Annotated in this window: 20 protein-coding genes; 8 read left to right on the forward strand and 12 right to left on the reverse strand. The window is 61.3% G+C overall.

The annotated features are described in order from the left end of the window. Positions 1-62 precede the first annotated feature (62 nt). Together EGJ09_RS03775 and EGJ09_RS03780 are read right to left on the reverse strand one after the other, a co-directional pair. A complete protein-coding gene (locus EGJ09_RS03775) occupies positions 63-557 on the reverse strand; it encodes a DUF934 domain-containing protein (protein ID WP_115275297.1) in 495 nt (164 codons plus the stop codon). Next, the gene (locus EGJ09_RS03780; protein ID WP_125923259.1) at positions 541-2,193 is read right to left on the reverse strand and encodes a nitrite/sulfite reductase; all 1,653 of its coding nucleotides are present in this window, start codon (positions 2,191-2,193) and stop codon (positions 541-543) included. The genes EGJ09_RS03775 and EGJ09_RS03780 overlap by 17 nt, the downstream gene beginning before the upstream one ends. A gap of 215 nt (positions 2,194-2,408) precedes the next feature. Here EGJ09_RS03780 and EGJ09_RS03785 point away from each other — a divergent pair, with 215 nt between their 5' ends. After that, a complete protein-coding gene (locus EGJ09_RS03785; RefSeq protein ID WP_115275296.1) occupies positions 2,409-3,485 on the forward strand; it encodes an ABC transporter substrate-binding protein in 1,077 nt (358 codons plus the stop codon). A 266-nt stretch (positions 3,486-3,751) separates the two neighbouring features. Here EGJ09_RS03785 and EGJ09_RS03790 read toward each other — a convergent pair whose 3' ends face one another. Continuing rightward, on the reverse strand, positions 3,752-3,970 hold the full coding sequence (locus tag EGJ09_RS03790; protein ID WP_125923260.1) for a DUF2970 domain-containing protein: 219 nt from the start codon (positions 3,968-3,970) through the stop codon (positions 3,752-3,754). A gap of 77 nt (positions 3,971-4,047) precedes the next feature. After that, positions 4,048-7,755, reverse strand: coding sequence for a methionine synthase (gene metH, locus EGJ09_RS03795; protein WP_119688654.1), 3,708 nt, complete (start codon positions 7,753-7,755; stop codon positions 4,048-4,050). 169 nt (positions 7,756-7,924) lie between these two features. Here metH and EGJ09_RS03800 point away from each other — a divergent pair, with 169 nt between their 5' ends. The 5 genes from EGJ09_RS03800 to EGJ09_RS03820 all read left to right on the forward strand — a co-directional run bounded on the left by EGJ09_RS03800 (position 7,925) and on the right by EGJ09_RS03820 (position 13,325). Beyond that, positions 7,925-10,225 carry a fatty acid cis/trans isomerase gene (locus tag EGJ09_RS03800; protein ID WP_125923261.1) on the forward strand — a complete coding sequence of 767 codons (2,301 nt, stop codon included), beginning with the start codon at positions 7,925-7,927 and terminating at the stop codon, positions 10,223-10,225. Positions 10,226-10,337: 112 nt separating this feature from the next. Further along, positions 10,338-11,372 (forward strand): acyltransferase, encoded by a 1,035-nt coding sequence (locus EGJ09_RS03805; protein WP_125923262.1) that lies wholly within the window; start codon positions 10,338-10,340, stop codon positions 11,370-11,372. 58 nt (positions 11,373-11,430) lie between these two features. Further along, complete coding sequence (nfuA, locus tag EGJ09_RS03810) at positions 11,431-12,015, forward strand: Fe-S biogenesis protein NfuA (protein WP_012313787.1); 585 nt, start codon at positions 11,431-11,433, stop codon at positions 12,013-12,015. A gap of 213 nt (positions 12,016-12,228) precedes the next feature. Further along, positions 12,229-12,837, forward strand: a complete 609-nt coding sequence (locus EGJ09_RS03815; RefSeq protein WP_012313788.1) for an SCO family protein — start codon at positions 12,229-12,231, stop codon at positions 12,835-12,837. Next, a complete protein-coding gene (locus tag EGJ09_RS03820) occupies positions 12,837-13,325 on the forward strand; it encodes a copper chaperone PCu(A)C (RefSeq protein WP_046787231.1) in 489 nt (162 codons plus the stop codon). The genes EGJ09_RS03815 and EGJ09_RS03820 overlap by 1 nt, the downstream gene beginning before the upstream one ends. Before the next feature lie 33 nt (positions 13,326-13,358). Here EGJ09_RS03820 and EGJ09_RS03825 read toward each other — a convergent pair whose 3' ends face one another. Then, a complete protein-coding gene (locus tag EGJ09_RS03825) occupies positions 13,359-13,586 on the reverse strand; it encodes a hypothetical protein (protein ID WP_012313790.1) in 228 nt (75 codons plus the stop codon). 449 nt (positions 13,587-14,035) lie between these two features. Between EGJ09_RS03825 and EGJ09_RS03830 the strand changes: the two genes are divergently transcribed. Then, on the forward strand, positions 14,036-15,250 hold the full coding sequence (locus EGJ09_RS03830; RefSeq protein ID WP_115275291.1) for an MFS transporter: 1,215 nt from the start codon (positions 14,036-14,038) through the stop codon (positions 15,248-15,250). Positions 15,251-15,383: 133 nt separating this feature from the next. Here EGJ09_RS03830 and EGJ09_RS03835 read toward each other — a convergent pair whose 3' ends face one another. From EGJ09_RS03835 to EGJ09_RS03865, 7 genes are all read right to left on the reverse strand, one after another. After that, entirely contained in the window at positions 15,384-16,286 is a 903-nt protein-coding gene (locus EGJ09_RS03835; RefSeq protein ID WP_125923263.1) for an AraC family transcriptional regulator, read from the reverse strand. Then, positions 16,283-16,597: an AzlD domain-containing protein gene (locus tag EGJ09_RS03840; RefSeq protein WP_039605278.1), complete on the reverse strand. Its 315-nt coding sequence runs from the start codon at positions 16,595-16,597 to the stop codon at positions 16,283-16,285. The genes EGJ09_RS03835 and EGJ09_RS03840 overlap by 4 nt, the downstream gene beginning before the upstream one ends. Continuing rightward, a complete protein-coding gene (locus tag EGJ09_RS03845; protein WP_046787357.1) occupies positions 16,594-17,295 on the reverse strand; it encodes an AzlC family ABC transporter permease in 702 nt (233 codons plus the stop codon). The genes EGJ09_RS03840 and EGJ09_RS03845 overlap by 4 nt, the downstream gene beginning before the upstream one ends. Before the next feature lie 96 nt (positions 17,296-17,391). Next, entirely contained in the window at positions 17,392-18,045 is a 654-nt protein-coding gene (locus tag EGJ09_RS03850; protein ID WP_239539375.1) for a sel1 repeat family protein, read from the reverse strand. Positions 18,046-18,243: 198 nt separating this feature from the next. Then, positions 18,244-19,338, reverse strand: a complete 1,095-nt coding sequence (locus EGJ09_RS03855) for a hypothetical protein (RefSeq protein ID WP_115275288.1) — start codon at positions 19,336-19,338, stop codon at positions 18,244-18,246. A 42-nt stretch (positions 19,339-19,380) separates the two neighbouring features. Beyond that, positions 19,381-20,007, reverse strand: a complete 627-nt coding sequence (locus EGJ09_RS03860) for a LysE family translocator (RefSeq protein ID WP_125923264.1) — start codon at positions 20,005-20,007, stop codon at positions 19,381-19,383. Positions 20,008-20,009: 2 nt separating this feature from the next. Continuing rightward, a complete protein-coding gene (locus tag EGJ09_RS03865) occupies positions 20,010-20,792 on the reverse strand; it encodes a YqcI/YcgG family protein (RefSeq protein WP_046787226.1) in 783 nt (260 codons plus the stop codon). A gap of 159 nt (positions 20,793-20,951) precedes the next feature. Here EGJ09_RS03865 and EGJ09_RS03870 point away from each other — a divergent pair, with 159 nt between their 5' ends. Continuing rightward, positions 20,952-21,872, forward strand: coding sequence for a LysR substrate-binding domain-containing protein (locus EGJ09_RS03870; RefSeq protein WP_046787225.1), 921 nt, complete (start codon positions 20,952-20,954; stop codon positions 21,870-21,872). Positions 21,873-21,907: the final 35 nt, after the last annotated feature.

Raw genomic sequence — 21,907 nt, forward strand, 5'->3', positions numbered from 1 at the left:
AGCGAGGTGGCTGCATGAACTGCAGCATGGCCCACCGTGCGGTGGGCCATGCCGGGAGACGATCAACGGCGGCGGAACAGCGGTAGCGGCTCGTCGGTGGCGGCCTGGTAGGTCACCGAGAAGTCCTTCAGCCCTTGCAGGGCATCTTCCGGGTCCTTGTCGGCACGGATGGCGAAGGCATCGAAACCGCAGCGGGCCAGGTAGAACAACTGGTCACGCAGTACGTCGCCAATGGCGCGCAGCTCGCCCTTGAACTGGTAGCGGTCGCGCAGCAGGCGCGCATTGGAGTAGTTGCGCCCATCGGTGAAGGCCGGGAAGTTCAGGGCGATGACCTGAAAGTACTGCACGTCATCACCGATCTCTTCCGCTTGTTCATCGCTGTCCAGCCACACGCCCAGGCCACCGTCGCGAGCCTTGAGCATATGGGCATGGTCACGCCACAGTTGCAGCGGGACGATGTAGTCGTCGCAGTTGGTCAGTTCGTCGATCGTGGTTTCCTTGGGCAGCAGGTGCCAGGTTTCGTCGACGATCTGGTTGTTCTTAATGATTCGCTGCATAGACGCGTTCCTTGAAAGGGTCGATGCCGATACGCTGGTAGGTGTCGATGAAGCGCTCTTCCTCGGTACGTTGCTCCACGTACACGGCGATCAGCTTCTCGATCACGTCGGCCATGTCGTCCTGGGCGAAGGACGGGCCAAGGATCTTGCCCAGGCTCGCGTCGCGCGCGGCGTTGCCGCCCAGGGACACCTGGTAGAACTCCTCGCCCTTCTTGTCCACGCCGAGGATGCCGATGTGGCCGACGTGGTGGTGGCCGCAGGCATTCATGCAGCCGGAGATGTTCAGGTCGATCTCGCCGATGTCGAACAGGTAGTCCAGGTCGTCGAAGCGGCGCTGGATGGATTCGGCGATCGGGATCGACTTGGCGTTGGCCAGCGAGCAGTAGTCACCGCCAGGGCAGCAGATGATATCGGTCAGCAGGCCGATGTTCGGCGTGGCGAAACCACCTTCGCGCAGCTCCATCCACAGGGCGTGCAGCTGACGCTGCTCGACGTCGGCGAGGATGATGTTCTGCTCGTGCGAGGTGCGCAGGAAGCCGAAGCTGTAGCGCTCTGCCAGGTCCGCCACGGCGTCCAGCTGCTTGTCGGTCAGGTCGCCCGGGGCAACGCCGGTGGGCTTGAGCGACAGGGTCACGGCCACGTAGCCAGGGCGCTTGTGGGCGCGGGTGTTGCGCGAGCGCCAGCGGGCGAAGCCTGGGTATTCGGCGTCCTGGGCGCTGTAGTCGACGTTGTCCAGGGCCAGGTAGTCCGGGTCGACGAAGTGGCGCGAAACACGCTGTACTTCTTCTTCGGTCAGGGTGGTGCTGCCGCCACGCAGGTGGGCCATTTCGGCCTCGACCTTCTCGGCGAACACTTCCGGGGTCAGGGCCTTGACCAGGATCTTGATCCGCGCCTTGTACTTGTTGTCACGACGGCCGTAACGGTTGTACACGCGCAGGATGGCGTCCAGATAACTGATCAGGTCTTGCCACGGCAGGAATTCGTTGATGAACGAACCGACCACCGGAGTACGGCCCAGGCCGCCACCGACCAGCACGCGGAAGCCCAGCTCACCGGCGGCGTTGCGCACCGGCTCCAGGCCGATGTCGTGCACTTCGATGGCCGCGCGGTCTTCTTTCGAGCCGTTGATCGCGATCTTGAACTTGCGCGGCAGGTAGGCGAATTCCGGGTGGAAGGTGGTCCACTGGCGGACGATCTCGCACCAGGGGCGCGGGTCGATGATTTCGTCTGCGGCAACACCGGCGAACTGGTCGGTGGTGGTGTTGCGCAGGCAGTTGCCGCTGGTCTGGATCGCGTGCATCTGCACGGTGGCCAGTTCGGCAAGGATGTCCGGGATGTCTTCAAGTGCCGGCCAGTTGTACTGCACGTTCTGGCGGGTGGAGATGTGGGCATAGCCCTTGTCGTAATCGCGGGCGATCTTGGCCAGTGTGCGAACCTGGCGGGCGTTCAGCTGGCCGTAGGGCACGGCGACACGCAGCATCGGGGCGAAACGCTGGATATAGAGGCCGTTCTGCAGGCGCAGAGGGCGGAATTCTTCTTCGCTCAGCTCACCGGCCAGGTAGCGGCGGGTCTGATCACGGAACTGCTTGACGCGGTCCTCGATGATCCGCTGATCGTACTCGTCGTATACGTACATAAAAGTCCTGTCTCAGGCTGCATGCAGCTATTCGCGCGCACGGCCGCGCACTCCGGTTCGGAGCGGGGAAACGATATCAGGTTGCGTTTATGCGCTAAAGTGATGTTTTTGCATATGAAAAGAACCAAACGAACTAAGTGAGATTGACTGGCGTTTATCCGTCACTCAGCGCCGCAGGTTTATACTCGCGGGTTTGTTGGTAAGGATGTAACCGCATGCTCAAGGCATTGTGCTACAGCTTGTGCCTGAGCCTGCCGCTGGCAGCCAGCGTTCAGGCCGCTTCGGTGGTTTTCCTCAATCCGGGCCTACCCGCAGAGACGTTCTGGGTCAGTTACTCGCGCTTCATGCAAGCGGCGGCTGATGACCTGGGCATGGCGCTGCAGGTGCAATACAGCGCCCGTAATCCCGAGCGCGCCCTGAGCCAGGCCCGGGCGGTGCTCAAGGGCCCGCAGCGCCCGGAATACCTCGTGCTGGTCAACGAGCGGTACGTTGCGCCGCAGATCATTCGCCTGGCGCAAGGTAGCGGGGTCAAGCTGTTACTGGTCAACAACGGGCTGACCGCCAGCCAGGCTAGCAGCATTCAAGCCCAGCCCGCAAAGTACGGCGCTTTGTTAGGGGCCTTGACGGCCAATGACGAGCAGGCCGGTTACCAGATGCTGCACCAGATGGTCGCTTTGCTGCCGCCCAGTAACGAGCCGGTGGACCTGGTGGCTTTCGCCGGGCTCAAGACCACGCCCGCCTCGCAGTTGCGTGAAGAAGGCATGCGTCGCGCCTTGGCCGACTTCCCTCAGGTGCGCCTGCGGCAGGTGGTTTACGGTGGCTGGAACCGCCAGCGCGCCTTTGAACAGGCGCAGCAGTTGCAGCAGCGCTACCCGGATATCAAGCTGGTGTGGTCGGCCAACGACGAAATGGCCTTTGGCGCCATGCGCGCGTTCGAGGCTGCGGGGCGCAAGCCTGGGCAAGATGTAGTGTTCAGCGCCGTCAACAGCTCCCCCGAGGCCTTGAGAGCGCGTATCGAAGGGCGCCTGGGGGTGCTGATGGGTGGGCATTTCAGTCTCGGCGGCTGGGCCATGGTCATGCTGCATGACGATGCCTATGGTGTGGATATCGCACGGGATGGTCAGCGCGACCATGTGATGCCGGTTTTGCAGTCGATCGATCCAGACAAGGCAAAGCGTTGGCTCAAGCTGGCGGAACAGGACGACTATGGTGTCGACTTCCAGCGTTTCAGCGCCCAAGGACGCCCGCCGACTTACCGGTATCCCTTCCTGACGTCACCTGTCGACTACTGAAAAACCCTGCTTGAGAGAAGGGCATTGCTCGTCTTAACTGCTGGTTGTGAAGTGCATTCCCATAACCACTACAAGAGGCAATGCAATGGGAAATACAACCAAGGTCCGCAAAGCTGACAGCAGCGTCGATGCCTGGGCGATCCTCTGCCTGATCGTTCTGGTGGTGGTCACTGCCGTGTACTGGGTCAGCCACCAATAGCCTCAGCTCCAGGCCGTGATGCAACCTGAGCCGCCCGCGCAAGGGAATTACGCGGGCGGGTTGCGTTTCAGTGGGCGGTCAGGTGCAGCGCCAGTCGTACCAGGCCGATCAGGATCAGGATGAACACCAAGGTGAACAGTACGCCCAGCGCGATGAAGTGGCTGGCCTTGCCATGGGTGAAGTCGCGCGCGCGGTTCTTGCCGCTCTGCACACCCAGCGCGGCGGCAAGGATGCTGTGCAGCATCTGCCAGAAGGTAGGGGGTTTGCCTTGACTGGAATCGTCCATGCTGGCTCCTTGGATATTCAGAGGCAGTCAGGGACAGTGTAGATGGCAAATGGGGCCGCAAAGCGGCCCCACGAACGTCAGCTGTCGTACCCCAGGTTCGGTGCCAGCCAGCGCTCGCTGACGCTGACATCCTGGCCCTTGCGTGCGCTGTAGCTGTCGATCTGGTCCTTGTCGACCTTGCCCACGGCAAAGTACTGCGCTTTCGGGTGAGCAAAGTACCAGCCGCTGACCGCCGCAGCCGGGAACATGGCGAAGTGCTCGGTGAGGAACACGCCGCTGGGGCCGGTTTCACCAATGGCTGTGCCGTCGAGCAGGCGGAACAGCGTTTCTTTTTCGGTATGGTCCGGGCAGGCCGGGTAGCCTGGGGCAGGGCGGATGCCGCTGTACTGTTCCTTGATCAGTGCCTCGTTGTCCAGGTGCTCGTCGCGCGCATAACCCCAGTGCTCTTTACGCACCTGCTCGTGCAGCCACTCGGCGCAGGCCTCGGCCAGGCGGTCGGCGAGGGCCTTGACCATGATCGAGCTGTAGTCGTCGCCCTTGTCCTGGTAAGCCTTGGCCACTTCCTCGGCACCAATGCCGGCGGTGGTGATGAAGCCACCCATGTAGTCGGTGACGCCGCTGTCTTTGGGCGCGACAAAGTCGGCCAGGGAGAAGTTCGGCTTGCCATCGGGCTTGATGGTCTGCTGGCGCAGGTGGTGCAAGGTGGCCAGGGGCTGACCGTTGTCGTCGTAGACCTGAATGTCGTCATCGGCAACCTGGTTGGCTGGCCAGAAGCCGAACACGGCGCGCGCACTGATCAGCTTCTCGTCGATCAGTTTGTCGAGCATCTCGCGGGCATCCTTGTACAGCGAGGTTGCCGCTTCACCCACCACTTCATCGGTGAGGATGCGTGGGAACTTGCCGGCCAGGTCCCAGGAAATGAAGAACGGCGTCCAGTCGATGTACTCGGCCAGGGTGCGCAGGTCGATGTTGTCCAGCACCTTGACGCCTGTGAAGGCAGGGACCGCCGGCTGATAAGCGGCCCAGTCGTATTTCGGCTTGGCCGCCACGGCCTGCGCGTAGCTCAGGCGCTCGGTGCGGGCACTGCGGTTGGCAGTGCGTTCACGCACTTCGATGTAGTCCAGGCGGGTTTTTTCAACGAAGCCGGGCTTGAGTTCCTTGGACAGCAACTGGGTGGCCACACCTACCGCGCGGGAGGCGTCGGTCACATAGATCACCGCATCGTTGCTGTACTTGGGCTCGATCTTGACTGCGGTATGGGCCTTGGACGTGGTGGCGCCGCCGATCATCAACGGCAGCTCGAAGCCTTGGCGCTGCATTTCCCGGGCAACATGAACCATCTCGTCCAGCGACGGGGTGATCAGGCCGGACAAACCGATGATGTCGCACTTCTCGTCGCGGGCGGTCTGCAGGATCTTCTCTGCCGGTACCATCACGCCGAGGTCGACGATGTCATAGCCGTTGCAGCCCAGGACCACGCCGACAATGTTCTTGCCGATGTCGTGCACGTCGCCCTTGACCGTCGCCATGAGAATCTTGCCCTTGGCTTCGGGCTTGTCGCCTTTTTCGGCCTCGATGAACGGGATCAGGTGGGCCACGGCCTGCTTCATCACCCGCGCCGACTTGACCACCTGCGGCAGGAACATCTTGCCGGCGCCGAACAGGTCGCCAACCACGTTCATGCCGCTCATCAGCGGCCCTTCGATGACTTCGATCGGGCGCGCACATTGCTGGCGGCACTCCTCGGTGTCTTCGACGATGTGTGCGGTGATGCCTTTGACCAGCGCATGTTCCAGGCGCTTGCCGACCGGCAGTGAGCGCCAGGCCTCGTTCTCGACTTCCTTGGTGGCACCGCCGCCTTTGTAGTCGTCGGCGATGGCCAGCAATGCATCGGTACCTTCGGGGGTGCGGTTGAGCACCACGTCCTCGACCCGCTCGCGCAGCTCGGCCGGGATCTCGTCGTAGATTTCCAGCTGGCCGGCGTTGACGATACCCATCGTCAGCCCGTTGCGGATGGCGTGGAACAGGAACACCGAGTGGATCGCCTCGCGCACCGGGTTGTTGCCGCGGAACGAGAACGACACGTTGGACACGCCGCCCGAGCTCAGCGCATGTGGCAGGTGGTCACGGATGTAGGCGCAGGCCTCGATGAAGTCCACGGCATAGTTGTTGTGCTCTTCGATGCCGGTAGCGACGGCGAAGATGTTCGGGTCGAAAATGATGTCTTCCGGCGGGAAGCCGACTTCATTGACCAGGATGTCGTAGCTGCGCTGGCAGATTTCCTTCTTGCGCGCGGCGGTGTCGGCCTGGCCGACCTCGTCGAAGGCCATCACTACCACGGCCGCGCCGTAGCGTTTGCACAGGCGGGCGTGGTGCTTGAATTGCTCGACGCCTTCTTTCATGGAGATCGAGTTGACGATGCCCTTGCCCTGGATGCATTTGAGGCCTGCTTCGATCACTTCCCATTTCGACGAGTCGATCATGATCGGCACGCGCGAGATGTCCGGCTCGCCTGCAATCATGTTGAGGAAACGGACCATGGCTGCCTGGGAGTCGAGCATCCCTTCGTCCATGTTGATGTCGATTACCTGAGCACCGGCCTCTACCTGCTGCAGGGCGACCTCCAGCGCTTCGGTGTAATTCTCTTCGCGGATCAGCCGGGCGAACTTGGCGGAGCCGGTGATGTTGGTGCGCTCACCGACGTTGACGAACAGCGACTGGCGGTCGATGGTGAACGGTTCCAGGCCCGACAGCCGGCAGGCCTTGGCGATTTCCGGGATCTGGCGCGGTTTGTATTTGGCCACGGCCTCGGCGATGGCCTGGATGTGCCCTGGCGTGGTACCGCAGCAACCGCCGATGATGTTGAGGAAACCACTGGCCGCGAACTCTTCGACCACGGCAGCCATCTCGGCCGGGGTTTCGTCGTACTCGCCGAAGGCGTTCGGCAGGCCGGCATTGGGGTGGGCGGAAACGTGGGTGTCGGCCTTGGTCGACAGCTCTTCAAGGTAAGGGCGCAGGTCCTTCGCGCCCAGCGCGCAGTTCAGGCCAACGGAAATCGGCTTGGCATGGCGTACCGAGTTCCAGAACGCTTCGGTAGTCTGGCCGGACAAGGTACGGCCCGAGGCATCGGTGATGGTGCCGGAGATCATGATCGGCAGTTCGATGCCGTCATCTTCGAACACCTGCTGCACGGCGAAGATCGCCGCCTTGGCGTTGAGCGTGTCGAAGATGGTCTCGATGAGGATCAGGTCGGCGCCACCCTCGATCAGCCCGCGGGTCGCCTCGATGTAGTTTTCCACCAGTTCGTCGAAGGTGACGTTACGGTAGCCGGGGTCGTTGACGTCCGGGGAAATCGAGCAGGTGCGGCTGGTCGGGCCGAGCACGCCGGCAACGAAGCGTGGCTTGTCCGGCGTCTCCAGGGTCTTGGCGTCCGCCACCTGGCGGGCGATGCGCGCGCCCTGGACGTTCAGCTCGTAGACCAGCGACTCCATGCCGTAGTCGGCCTGGGAAATCTGTGTGGCGTTGAAGGTGTTGGTTTCGAGAATATCGGCGCCGGCGTCCAGGTACGCCTTCTCGATGGCAGCGATGACATCGGGGCGGCTGAGCAGCAGCAGGTCGTTGTTACCTTTTACATCGCTTGGCCAATCGGCGAAGCGCGTGCCACGATAGTCGTGTTCCTCGAGGCGGTAACTCTGGATCATAGTACCCATGCCGCCGTCGAGGATCAGAATGCGCTCATTGAGTGCGTGCTGGAGTGCTTGGAGACGAGCGCTGCGGTCGGACATAGGAACTACCTGGTCGGGCGAATATCAGAAGGTGCGGAATCATAACAAAGCTGCGCGGTTTTTAGGCGCATTGGCCATTCGCATGAATTTCGTTCATGTTGCGCCGTGAAGCACCCATGGTCGACCAGGCAAACGTGATGGCTTTTCTAGAACCCAGGACTTTCGGCACATGGTGCATCGTTTTCTTGTCGGCGCTTTCGCGCTGCTGCTCAGCAGCGTCGCGCTCGCACAAGCCCCCATATCGAGCGCGGTAATTTCCTACACCCGGGACATTCAACCGATTTTCACCGAGAAGTGCGTGGCCTGCCATGCCTGTAACGACGCCGCCTGCCAGCTGAAGCTGGAGAGCCCCGAAGGCGCAGTGCGTGGTGCAACCAAGGTGCCGGTGTACCAAGGTGAAAGGAGCAAGGCAGTCCCGACCACACGGCTGTTCTACGATGCGCACAGCGAAGAGCAGTGGCGCAAGAAGGGCTTCTATTCCGTGCTAGACGGCCAGGGCAGCCAGGCCGCATTGATGGCACGCATGCTGGAGCTGGGGCACAAGGCGCCGCTTACCCCCAACGCCAAGCTGCCCGACGATATCGTCCTGGGGCTTGCGCGCAACAACATGTGCCCGTTGCCCCATGAGTTCGATGCCTATGCCGGCGCCCACCCCAAAGAGGGTATGCCGCTGGCGGTCACTGGCCTGACCGATAAGGAATACCAGACCCTGCAGGGTTGGCTGGCTGCAGGTGCGCCGGTCGAGTATGAGCCCATTCAACCCAGCGCGGCCGAGGCCAAACAGATTACCGACTGGGAAGAACTGCTCAATCGACCGGGCTCTACCGAGGCCTTGGTCGGGCGCTGGCTGTACGAGCACCTGTTTCTGGCGCACATCCATTTCGTCGGCGGCGAGCAGGGCCACTTCTTCCAGTGGGTGCGTTCGCGCACGCCCAGCGGCCAGCCGGTCGACCTGATTGCCACGCGCCGCCCCAACGACCCGCCGGGTACCGACTTTTATTACCGGTTGATTCCGGTGCAGGGTGTGATCGTCCATAAAACCCACATCACCTACCCGATGGGGCCGCAAAAGCTCAAGCGCGTGAAGCAGCTGTTCTATGCCGGTGACTGGCACGCCAGCGCGCTGCCGGGCTATGGGCCGCGCCACCGGGCCAACCCGTTCGAGACCTTCGAGGCGATCCCGGCGGTGGCGCGCTACCAGTTCATGCTGGACAACGCCGAGTACTTCGTCCGCACCTTCATCCGTGGCCCAGTGTGCCGTGGGCAGATCGCTACCGATGTGATCCGCGATAACTTCTGGGCGCTGTTCCAGGAACCGGCGCACGACCGCTACGTCACCGATGCGGCGTACCGTGGCCAGGCCACACCGTTGCTCGCCATGCCGGGCCAGATCGATGACGTGGGCAGTGTGCTCAACCTCTGGCATGCCTACCGTGACAAGCGCAACGAGTATGAAAAACTGCGTCGCGAGGCCTACGCCGAAATGCCGGCGCCGGGCTGGTCGACCCTGTGGGCCGGCAACGACAATGCGCTGCTCAGCATCTTCCGCCACTTCGACAGCGCTTCGGTGACCAAGGGCCTGGTCGGCGATGTGCCGCTGACGGTGTGGCTGTTCGACTACCCGCTATTCGAACGCACCTATTACCAGCTGGCGGTCAACTTCGATGTATTCGGCAATGTCTCGCACCAGTTGCAGACGCGGCTGTACTTCGACCTGATCCGCAATGGTGCCGAGGTCAACTTCCTGCGCCTGATGCCAGCGGACCAGCGTGGTGCAATTCTCAGCGACTGGTACCAGAACAGCGGCAAAGTGAAGATGTGGCTCGACTATGAAGACATCGACACTGACACGCCGAGCGGCATCAGGCTCGACCCACGCGACCCCAAGCGCGACTTCGGCCTCAAGCTGCTGCAGCGCACCGGCAGCCTGAACGCCGCGCCCGATCCGATCAACCGCTGCCAGGGTGCTTACTGCTCGCGGCCGCAGATGAATGAAGAATTCCGTAACGTCGAGCAGTCGCTCAGCCGTCTCGTATCACGCCCGGCCGCAGGCCTTAAGGTGATCAACCAGTTGCCTGAAGCCACCTTGCTGCGCATCGAAGGGCAAGGCGGCCAGCGTCAGGTCTACAGCCTGCTGCGCAACCGTGCGCACAGCAATGTCGCGTTCCTGCTGGGCGAGGCCGCGCGCTACCAGCCGGGGCTCGATACCCTGACCTTGTACCCCGGGGTGCTCAGCAGTTACCCGAATTTCATCTTCAACATCCCGGCGGCGGATGTGCCTGAGTTCGTCGAAGACATGGAATACGCGCGCGACGATGCTGCCAAGTTCGAGCGCATCGTCATGCGTTGGGGCGTGCGCCGCAGCCACCCGCAGTTCTGGCGTTACTTCCACGACCTGAGCACCTATATCAAGGAAACCCAGCCGTTGGAGGCCGGGGTGCTGGACATGAACCGCTACGAGAACCTCTGATCGGTTGAGCTGACCTTTCCGGCACACCTGCGGTCGGAAAGGTTGGGTGGTCCGGGGCTGCCAGGCAGCCCCACTGTGGCCTCAATGCACCAAGGCAATCGCAGGGTGATCCATGCTGTATTCGCTTCAGGCACTGCGGGCGTTCGCCGCCTGGGTGGTGGTCTGCCACCATTTCATGCAGATCTTTTTCGACTTCCATGCCACTGGCCCCATCGGCCAACTGCTCACTGACCGCGGCGCGGTGGGCGTCGACATCTTCTTCGTCATCAGCGGGCTGGTAATCTACCTTTCGACCCGAGACAAGCCCGTTGAGCCGCGTCGGTTCCTGCTCAACCGCGCGTTGCGAATCGTCCCTGCCTACTGGTTCTACACCCTGTTGATGGCGCTACTGCTGCTGGCCTTCAGCCAATGGATGCCACACCAGGCATTCACCTGGCATCACCTGTTGCTGTCGATGCTGTTCATTCCGGCAGAGAACCCAGGTGGCTACGGCCTGTACCCGACCTTGAACGTTGGCTGGACGCTGAACTTCGAGATGTTCTTCTACCTTTTGTTTGGCCTGGCATTCCTTGTCCGGCAGCGCCATCAGTTGCTGCTGGTGACCGCTGCACTGCTACTGGTCAGCGAAGTGCTGGGCCGCCTTGGCGTGCTCAGCCGCTTCTACAACAACGGCATCATCTACGAGTTTCTGCTCGGTATCGGCATCGGTGTGCTGTACCGCCGCGGCCTGGTGCGCGAGGGGTTGTGGTTGCCGCTGGCGGTGCTGGGCGTGGCGGGCTACGCGATCTACCACCTGGACGCGTCCCAACGGCTCTTGCATTGGGGCCTTCCCGGTGCACTGATAGTGCTGGCATTTGTAGCGCTTGAGCCGTACTTTCAGGGCAACCGGCTGCTCAAGGCATTGGGGGACTGCTCGTACTCGGTGTACCTGATCCACGTACTGGTGCTGTACGCGGGCTGGTTCGCCAGCCAGCGCCTGCACTTGAACCCCTACCTGGTCTTTGCGCTGTGCGTGCCGTCCATTGGACTAATGTCGTGGTTCAGTTACCAGTGGCTGGAACGGGGCCTGTACCAGCGGATGCAGGCGTGGCTGGCGGCACCGCGGGAGCAAACGCCGGCGTTTGCTCTTTCCCGAGTCAAATGCTAGGACTTTGTTCGAAGGCCAGCTTGGCGTACACTTGGCCGCAAGTCTGTGAGGAACTTCCATGAGCGCTATAACCATTACCGACGCCGCCCATGATTACCTGGCCGATCTGCTTTCCAAGCAGAACACGCCTGGCATCGGCATCCGCGTTTTCATCACCCAGCCGGGCACCCAGTACGCCGAAACCTGCATTGCCTACTGCAAGCCGGGCGAAGAAAAGCCTGACGACACCGCCGTGGGTCTGAAGAGCTTCACTGCCTACCTAGATGCCGTCAGCGTGCCGTTTCTGGAAGACGCGCTGGTCGACTACGCCACCGACCGCATGGGCGGCCAGCTGACCATCAAGGCGCCGAACGCCAAAGTACCGATGGTCAACGAAGACAGCCCGATCAACGAGCGTATCAACTACTACCTGCAGACCGAGATCAACCCGGGTCTGGCCAGCCACGGTGGCCAGGTCAGCCTGGTGGATGTGGTCGACGACGGCATTGCCGTGTTGCAGTTCGGTGGTGGTTGCCAAGGCTGCGGTCAGGCCGACGTAACCCTGAAGGACGGCATCGAGCGGACCCTGCTCGAACGTATTCCGGAGCTCAAGGGCGTGCGGGATGTGACTGACCACACCCAGAAAGAAAACGCGTACTACTGATCGGTAGTTTGGCGAACGGCTGGCCACCAGCTCTTAGCAACAAACTGTTACGGATTCAACCCCTGCGACAACAGGCCGCAGCCCGTGTTTAAAGGGCTGCAAGCCATCACCGCCTTGGTCGGGTAGAAGCGCTTGGGGCGTCATGCCAGAATGCCCCGGTTTTTCGGCCGGCCCGTCCCGAGGGTCGGCACCTTCCCTTTAAAGGATGGTTCCATGAATGATCTGTTGACCCGGCGCGCAGTCGTCGCCGGGATGGGCGTTCTCGGGCTCGGCCTGCTGGCAGGCTGCAACCCGGCCCGAGGGCTCGAGTTCAAGTACGGCAAGAACATGAGCAACGAAATCCTGGGGCGCAAGTTCCGTCTCAAGGATACCAAGGGCAACGACGTCACCCTGTCGAGCTTCTACGGCAGCATGCCGATGATCTTCTTCGGGTTCACCCAGTGCCCGGCAGTCTGCCCGACCACGTTGGCGCGAGCGGCGCAAATCCGCAAGCAGCTCCGGGGCCGCGACCGCGATCTGTTCCAGGTGGTGTTCATCACCCTGGACCCTGAGCGCGACACCCCCGAAGTGCTCGACGCCTACGTCAAGGCCTTCGACCCCTCGTTCATGGCCCTGACTGGCACCCCGGAGGAAATCGCCGAGGTGGCCAAGGAGTTCAAGGTGTTCTACGAGAAGGTCCCGGCCGGTGATACCTACACCATCTCACATTCGTCCACCAGCTACGTCTACGACACGCGTGGCACCCTGCGCCTGAGCCTGGGCCATTCCCTGAACGCCAAGGAATGCGCCGAAGACCTGGTCACCCTGATGGAGATCTGCTAATGGCTGTTTCACTGCACCCGTTCAAGCGCGGCCTGGCCGCTATTGCCCTGCTGGGCCTGGCGCTGCCGGCTTTGGCCCAGACCACTGTCAGCGATGCCTGGGTACGTGCCAGCGTACCGCACCAGCAGTCCACCGGTGCGTTCATGACCCTGACTGCCAGCAGCGACAGCAAGCTGATAGGGGTAGCATCGCCTGTGGCCAAGACTGTGCAAGTGCATGAGATGACCATGAACGGTGATGTGATGGGCATGAAACAGGTCGAGGCCGTGCAGCTGCCAGCCGGCAAGCCGGTAAGCCTGGACCCCAATGGCTATCACGTGATGTTGATGGGCTTGACCCAGCAGGTGAAGGAGGGTGACAAAGTCCCGCTGACCCTGACCGTGGAAGATGCCAAGGGTGGCAAGGAAACCTTGGAAGTGCAGGCAGAGGTACGGGCGCTCAACGCCGAGATGGGCGGTGGGCACGACCACATGCACATGAAGCACTGATTGATCCGGGGCCGCTAAGCGGCCCCACTTCATTCAGCTGCGAAAACGCGGCAGCGGCCTTTCCAAGGTCAGCGAGGTCAAGGTCTTGCGGACCTGGGCTTCGTCGGCCTCCAGGGCCTTGAGGCTTGCGCGGATCTTGCCAGCGGCGGGCACGTCACCCTGCCGGTCGATCCAGTCGGCGATCTCTTTGCAGGCACTGCTCAGGCAGGCCTGGCGCTGGTTCATCAACGATATGAGGGTGGTGAGCTCTCTTTCGGACATGGCAGGATCCTCCAATTCAGCCATGTCAGTGTAGCAGAGGGCTGGCCAGGCACTTACTGACTTTTCAAGGCGCAGCAGACGCTGCTCCCAAGGCGTAGTAACAACTCGTTACTTATAAACAGAATGTTTAAAGTCGATGCCTTTGTCTGCCTAAAATTCAAGGTGCGGCATCTGAAATTAATCTGCTGAAGCGTTCTGCTGGGGGAGTCTGCCAGTTGTGGGAATGCCGAAGTTAAAAATGGCCACTAGTAGGAATGGTCCTATGTGCTGAGTTGTGTGTGCGCGGAGGAGGGGTGTTGTTACAACTTTCGGGTTGAGCGTGATGCTGGACGAGTTTTAGATTGGTTTTGCCCAAATTGCGCAGGGTAATTTCAATAATCTGAAGTGCCTAGGCGTAATATTACCAAGTAGGAATTGACCTATGCTGCTGGCTGAGGGAATCACGAAATATGCGGGCGCTGAGTGTTGATCGCGGGACGCGTTCTCTAGCGTTCGGTTATTGTTTTTCCAAGTGTGGTGAATTTGCCTTCGAAGCTGCATTTGCCGTGGCCATCGTATCAATGACCGAGGCGGATCTGCTTTTGATTGGCATCGCTTATTTCTTTCGCTACTTGCCCAGCATGCTGTTTTCACCTTTAGGTGGCTGGCTGGCGGACAATGTCAACAGGAAACGAACGTTGTTTGCTGTCGAGGCGACTAAAGGCCTCCTAGCACTTGCCTTCTTTACCTTATTCAGCTTTTTCACACCGGTATTGTCCGTCTTGGTCGGCCTTGCGATGGTCATGACGGCATTCGAATGTCTGTATGTACCTACGTTTCGAGCGTATTTTCCAGACCTTGTCGGAAAGGACCAACTCGCCTCGGTGAACAGCGGTATTCAGGTGATCGAGGATGCAGCCTCGATTATCGGGCCGCTGGTTTTCTCGGCATGTGTGTTACTGCTGTCTCGCGAAGCAACCTTCTTGTTCTTTGCGGCGTGCCTGGTGTTGTCGGTCATTTCCATCGCTACCCTGGGGCCTGCCAGGCAGGGCGTCCGGCAGGCATTCGATGGGCGCGCCATAGTGCGGGATACGGCGCGCAGTGTAAGTCAGCTCAGGGTCAGCAATGCGCCTTTGTTTGCTGTTATTGGCTGTACCACCCTCTGTGCGATGTTTGCCACGTCGGTGATTCGCTTCATCCTTCCGGCTTCGGTGCTGGAGCACTTTGCCTCAGAGGCAGCGGTTGGCTATGTTTTCTCACTGCTTGCGGCAGGCACCGTATTGGGTGGCGTGCTCTACACACGCTTCAACCCATGGACAACTGCACGCTTGGTACTGCGTTACTGGGCGCTGTATGGGGCACTGTTTTTTGCTGCGGCAGTGGCATTGCACTTCAACAAGTGGCTGTTCCTCCTGATTTTGTTCCTGGTCGGTTTCATTGGTGCATTTGTCGATATCGCGATCGTCACCAACATCCAGTGCTTGTCGAGTGAGCATGAAGTTGGCAGGAATTTTTCCCTCTATTACTTCACTGCCGTCATTGGTGATGCCGTATCGGGGCTGATTGCCAGCCTGGTCTTCGTGCTTGCGGGGCCAGCGACCTTCATATGGATGACGCTCATGCTGTGTATCGCGCCAGTACGCTGGAACCTGAAAGAAAGTGCGCATGACAGCGACAATCGATGATGCAATGCAAGCCAGTGTGCGTGGGGCGTTGGCGCATAACGCTTGGATCCTGTGGGGCACCCGGCAGGAACAACTGATGAAGGGCGGTTAGGCCAGCGGCAAGGACTGCCAGTGCGTTTGGTCGGTATTGCCGTCAGGATTCGACGAAAAGATCCGGATCCTTTGCAACTGGAGCTGGCGTTGTGAGCCGGTGGGAAGGCACGACCGCGTGAACGCATGCTTGTCGATAGGCCCCTGGCGTCACGCCATAGGCCTGTTTGAATTGCCGGCTTAAGTGGCTCTGGTCAGCGAAGCCCAGGTTGAAAGCCACGTGGGTCGCAGCCACGCCGCTCTTGAGCATTTCCCGGGCACGGGCCAGGCGCCGTTGCTTCAGCCAGGCATGCGGCGGCAGGCCGGTGGCCTGGCGGAACACCCGGGCGAAATGGAACGGCGATAGATTAACCGCGCCCGCCAGTGCTTCGAGCGATGGCGGTTCTGCCAGTTGGCTCTCCAGCAGCTCGCGGGCGCGGGCTACGGCCAGTGGTTCGTGGCCAGGGGGAGCGGGTTCAGCGCATTGCCCGTGTCGTTGTACCAGGGCCAGAACCGCCTGGCGCCAGGCGGTCTGTTGCTGCAGGGCACTGGCGCTGGCTTCGGACAGCTGATGCAGCTTGCTGAAGGCGATGGCCAGGGCCGGGTCCTGGATCACGCTGTCCTTGAAGCAGGGCATGCCGTGGCGGCCCAGTTCCAGCTCGTCGAGCACGCCGGTCACCCGTTCATGCTCCGGATAAAACCCGCGGTAGCGCCAGCCAGCCTCATGGGCTGTGGCGCCGGTATGCAGTTCGTCAGGGTTGATCAGCACCATGCTGCCCACGGGCGCCAGGTGCTCGCTGCCGCGGTGCCAGAAGCGCTGGGCACCCGACTCGATCACGGTGAACACGTAACCTTCGTGAACATGTGGGGCGAAGCGTTGCTGAATGTAGCGCGCATGCAGCATCTCGACATCGCCCAGCGCGGGCGCCTGCCATAGATGGGTCTGTTCGCGCAGGGGCGTGCTCATGTCAGCCAGCTGCGCAGCAGGAAGAAGATCAACATGCTCACCAGCATGCTCAGCAATACACTGCGGGTCAACAACACCAGAACGATGGCCACTACAGCCCCCAGCAGGTAGGGGTTGAGCGGGCTCAGGTCCAACTGGTGGCCGGGCAGGAAGACGATAGGCCCGCAAATGGCGGTGAGCATGCCCGGCACGGCAAAACCCAGAAACTGCCGGGCATTGGAGCTCAGGCGCAGCGGTAGGCGCGGTTCCAGGAAAGCGTAGCGATTGAGGAACACTACGGCGCCCATGGCAAAGATCAGTAGCCAGGTCATGCGCGGCCTCCGGAAAATTTCTGGCAGACAAATCCGGCAGCCATGCCCAGCAGGCCAGCGGCTACCAACGCGGTTTCCCAGTGCCAGTAGCTGAAAAGCACTGAACAGAACAGCGACACCGCCACGCACACTACCGTGGCGAGGTTGCGCACCAGTGGGGCGATCAGGGCGACAAAGGTGGCGACAATGGAAAAATCCAGACCCAGCTGGTCCAGATGCGGGATGTTCTGGCCCAGCACGATCCCGGCCAGGGTGAACAGGTTCCAGGCCACGTAGAAGGTCAGGCCGACACCTAGCGCGTACCAGCGGTTGAATTGCTGTTGGTCATAGTGGCTGGTCAACGCGAAGAACTCATCGGTCAACAGGAAACCCAGGCCCAGGCGCCAGCGCAGCGGCTGGTTCGACAGCACCGGGCGCATCGACAAGCCGTAAAGCAGATGCTGCGAGGTGAGCAGCAGTGTGGTCAGCAAAATCGACAGCAGGTTGGCGCCGCCCTTGAGCATGCCGATGGCTACCAGTTGCGCGGCGCCAGCGAACACGATCGCCGACAAGCCCTGACCCTCCCAGGCACTGAGGTTGGCCTCGATGGCCATCGAGCCCGCAAGCAGGCCCCAAGGGGCAACGGCCAGCGATAACGGAACAATGGCGATGGCGCCGTGCAGAAAAGCTTGGCGGGCAATAGGCGGACTGCTTTGCATGATGGCTGCAACACTGTTGTTCGGCAGCGCAGCATGCCAGAGGGCGGGGCAGGTGGCTTGAACGATCTTGCTGGTTTGCCACTGCCAGAACAACGTTCAACGCTGGCTGGTCAACCGCCGTTGTGCTGCTGCGCAACCATTGATTTCCACCGCCTTTTGCAGCAAGTCCCGGCGGTGCTGCGGATCGAGGTCGCCCAGCAACCGATACACCTCGGCCTGATAGTCGCGTTGACGCCCCCACTGCATTTCCAGCCCTTGTGGCTGGCTGCGGCTGCAAGCCAGCCGAGTGGCCGGTTGCGGGTAGTAGGGCGCATACAGCGTGGCCATGCCCGGGATCGCTTCGAGCGCTTGGCGGTAACGGGGGCTGGCGTTATACGGTGGGCACCAGGTGGCGATCGCCGTCGCGGGTGGGGCAAAGCCCTGTTGTAGGCTGGCCTCGAGCAAGGGGCATGCAGCATCAGGGATTTGCGCCGCTGGCAGGTAGGTCGTGTAGTACAGCGCCAGGCGGTATTGGGCCACGGGATGGCCGAGTTCCACTGACTTTTCAAGCAGGGCTACCGCAGTTGGAAGCGTACGGGCCATGGCCTGGCCCTGGCGTTTGAGTTCCGGATCGCCGCCAATGGCAGTGCGCAGCGTGTTGGCGTTATCGTCCTGGTTATCGGCCTGCTCCAGCAATGGCAGGGCTTGGCGATAAAGCAGGTCGGCATGCGGGTCGATACGCACGTCGAGCGCTTGTGCGGCAAGCGGCATCAGCGAGATGAGTAGTGCGGGCACGCGGGCGAAACCACTCACAGGCAGGCCTCACTGGCACCACAGCCCGGATAAGTGGAAAGGTACTGGTAGACGGCTCGGGTGTTCATGACAAGTACACGTTCGCCTCTGGCGTATCGGAACGACGGCCTATTCTAGCCAACCGGAAGCCCCGACCGAAAGGGCAACGCACATTTGTCAGACGAGCTTGATCGGTGTGACCTTGCGTTGAGCATGTTTTTCCTGGGCCAGGCCCAGTTTGGCGGTGATCACCTTGGCCAGCGCATTGTTGCCCAAATCGTTCAGGTGCAAGCGATCAATGAACAGCTCGGCCCCGAATACAGGGGAGCTGCTCAGCATGCTGTTCATGTCGTAACACGGCACCGGATCTGCCTGGCTCTTGATGCGCCTGAAGAAGGCCATGTGCAGTTGACTGTCGAAGGCGCCTTCAAGCAGTCGGTCGAAGTTGGTCGGTTGCTGTTCCAATGCCGACAGCATGGCTCGCTCTCCGGCAGGCAGCGTTTCACGGCACCATGGCAGCAGCGGTTGAAGGATGAAGGTAAGGGTGGCGTGGCTGTCGGCAAGCATGCGTTCCCACTGGCGCAAGGTGCGGCCAATGCTGTCGGCAGCATGCGCCAGGCGCTTCTGCGGGGCGGACAAGGGCCAGGCGGGCACCGGCGTGGGCCGGCGCGGGGCAAGTGCCTGGCCGAGGCGTTGCCACAGCGAGTCCCGGCGTGCCGGGCCGGTAGGCAGCATGCCTTCGTTGAAACTGTTGAGGTATTGCTGATAGGCCTTGGCGTGCAGTGCAGCGTGTGGGCCGCCCAGCACCTCACCCAGGCCCTCGTGGGCCAAGGTATTGATCCCGCTGAGCACCACCACGTGGCCGACTTCGCCAAAACGGTGCTGATGGGTGAGAAACAGCAGCAGTTCCTGGCTGGCATTGAGCCCACAGCCAGCCAGGCTCAACCACACTTCCCCGGTGAGCATCGACAGCTGTGATGCCACCGTATTCTCATCGGAACTGGCACCGATGCCCAATGCGGTCGAACCGCCGACGAGCAAGTTGACACGGCCGGTGCTGCCATACTCGGCGGCCGAGAATCGCTTGCCGGCGCAATGGCTGTAGCGCAAACCGAGCGCATCGGTGTTGATGGTGCCGGAACGGTAGCCGCTTTCGTGCACATGCAGGGTGTGCGGGGCACGGCGGCTGCCCAGTTGCAGGAAGCGCTGGTAGTCGAGCGACAGTGGCGCAGGGAGGCCCGGGCCGAATGTTGCGGTATTGGACGGGCTCATGGGCGCTCCTTGTTGTCCGGCGTGGCGTCTCGCACCGAGGCGTCACCCCGCCAGCTCTTTGATGTTGTAGGCCAGGCCGCCGACGGCGATCAGCAACAGGGCAACCCCCGAGGCCAGCGAAATCATCCGATTGCTACGCTGCGAGGCGATCTTGCCGATGGCAAAGATGTAAAGGCTGAGCACGGCGAAGTCGATGGCTACCCACAACAGGGACAGCACCATCATGCTTTTGCCGAATGATTCGGTGATCTGGATGAACTGTGGGAAGAAGGCGATGAAGAAGATGATGTCCTTGGGGTTGGAAATACCGACCATGAAGCCTTGCCACAATCCGCCACGCCCGGCTTTGAGCGTTTGCGCCAGCGTCTCGCAGGCAGGCGCTTGCAGGCATTCGCGCAAGGTGCCTACGGCGATGTAGCCGATGAACAGGCAGCCGAGCAGGCTCATGCCGCTGAGCCAGGCCTTGTCGATGGCTGCACTGGTGAGGATGACCCAGGCCGCGGCGCCGATCAGCACCAGGGAAGCCCAGTTGGTGCCCACGGCGGTGAACATGGCCTTGCGCGAGCCAGAGGCTGCGGCGGTGTTGACGATCAATGCCACCACCGGGCCTGGTGTGGCGATCAGCAGCAGTACGGTCAGGGCGTAGGTAGCGGTCAGTGCGGTATTCACGGTCAGTTCTCGATCTGGGTGTCGGTTGTTGCGTGGACGTGGGCATGAAAGGGGCAGCGCGACGGGTTGAGCGAGCCTGCTTCCTGCAGTTGGTATTGCTTCCATTCGAAGTTGTCGGCCTGGCCGAAGAAGCCCAGGCTGTCGGGCATCACGCCGTCGTTGTAGTGCTGCACGCGTTCGCGGATGCGTGCACGGATGCGCTTGCCGCTCTCGGTGCCGGCATTGGCCACTTCGTCGAAGTTTTCCCGCGGGTTGATGACGAAGGTGATGTGATTGCCCAGGTTGCGACTTTTCATTTGATGGTGGCCGGGAAAGTTCATGTTGATGAACAGCGCCATGCCGGCGTAGCAGAACGACCAGCCACTGTCGTGTGGGTCGGCCGGGATCGCTTGCGGCCACGGGTGCGGGTCACGGGCATGGACGCCGCGCAGCACCTTCCAGGCCAGCGCCTGCTGTTCGGCCAGGCTGCTGTCGGCGGCCGTTTCGAGGAACACCACCAGTGGGCTGCCAATGCGTTGCTTGACCGGCACCGGTGCTATGGTGCGCACGTATTCGGCCAAGCCTTGTGCGATGTCATCGGCGAGCTGTTCGGCGCGGGCGAAAAGGATGTGGCAGGATTCACCGGCCACCGCCTTGCGCCCGAACAGGCACGGAAAGTCAGGGTTTGCGAGGATGTTGCGAAAGTGCTGTATGGTTTTGTGCGTCCAGTGATGCGTGTTCCGGACATGTTCAGCGGCCAGCTCTAGCGCATCCAGGCGATAGCAGTTTCCATAACCCGTAAACATGATTTCCCCAGGCGTGAATTAGCAGAAAGTTCAAGACACATGCAGGCAGGTTATTGGCTTATCTTGGTTGTTTACCTGCATTTTCTGAGGCGTACCTTACGTTGTAAAACGCGTGGTACTATGACCTACTATTAGTCTCACTCATGCTTCGGGGGAATCATGTCGGAACGGATCCAGGCGTTGCACGCTCTGCGTGCCTTCGAGGTCGCCTCACGTTACGGGTCGTTCACCCGCGCGGCCGAAGAGCTGGCACTGACCCAAGGCGCCGTCAGCCACCACATCAAGACCCTCGAGGGCCTGTTCGGCTGCGACCTGTTCGAGCGACGTGGGCCCAAGTTGAGCCTCACCGAACATGGGCGCCTGCTGGCCCAGGAGCTCAAGGTCGGCTTCAAGATCATCGAAAACGCCTGTGCACTGCTGCGTCAGGACCGCTACGGCCTGCGCTTGAAGGCGCCCTCGACGCTGACAGTTCGCTGGTTGTTGCGGGCGCTGGATGCCTTCAAGAAAGTCGATGACAGCTGCAGCGTGCAATTGTCGAGCGTCTGGATGGACATCGACACGGTGGACTTTTACTCCGAGCCCTACGATTGCGCCTTCCTCTTGTCCAACGGCCGGTTTGCCGCCGACATCGAGAGTTTCAAGCTGTTCGACGAATGGCTGATTCCGGTGTGCCACCCGGACTACATGGCGCATGAGCAGCCGGCACTGGGTGACCTGCGCCAGTGTGAACTGCTGCATCCTTCGTCGGATCGGCGCGACTGGCGGCGTTGGCTGGCGCGCATGGATGCCCTGGACATCAGCATCGATCAGGGCCAGGTGTTCGACACTCTCGATCAGGGCATTTCTGCGGCCCAGCAGGGCTTGGGGATTTCCGTGGTCGACCTGGTGCTGGCCAGTGCCGACCTGACCGCAGGGCGCCTGGTCACCCCGTTCAAGCATGCAGTGGCGACCGGAGACGGGTATTACATGACCTGGCTCAAGTCCAGCCCCAAGGCGCGGCAGATGCACAAGCTGCGCGATTTTCTGCTGGGGCAGGTGCCGCCATTGGCCTACAAGGACATCAACTACCTGTATGGCTGATTGCCCGCACAGGCCCCCCGCGCAAGGGTAGAATC

Source organism: Pseudomonas sp. p106 (genome assembly GCF_003936645.1).
GTDB lineage: Bacteria > Pseudomonadota > Gammaproteobacteria > Pseudomonadales > Pseudomonadaceae > Aquipseudomonas > Aquipseudomonas putida_E.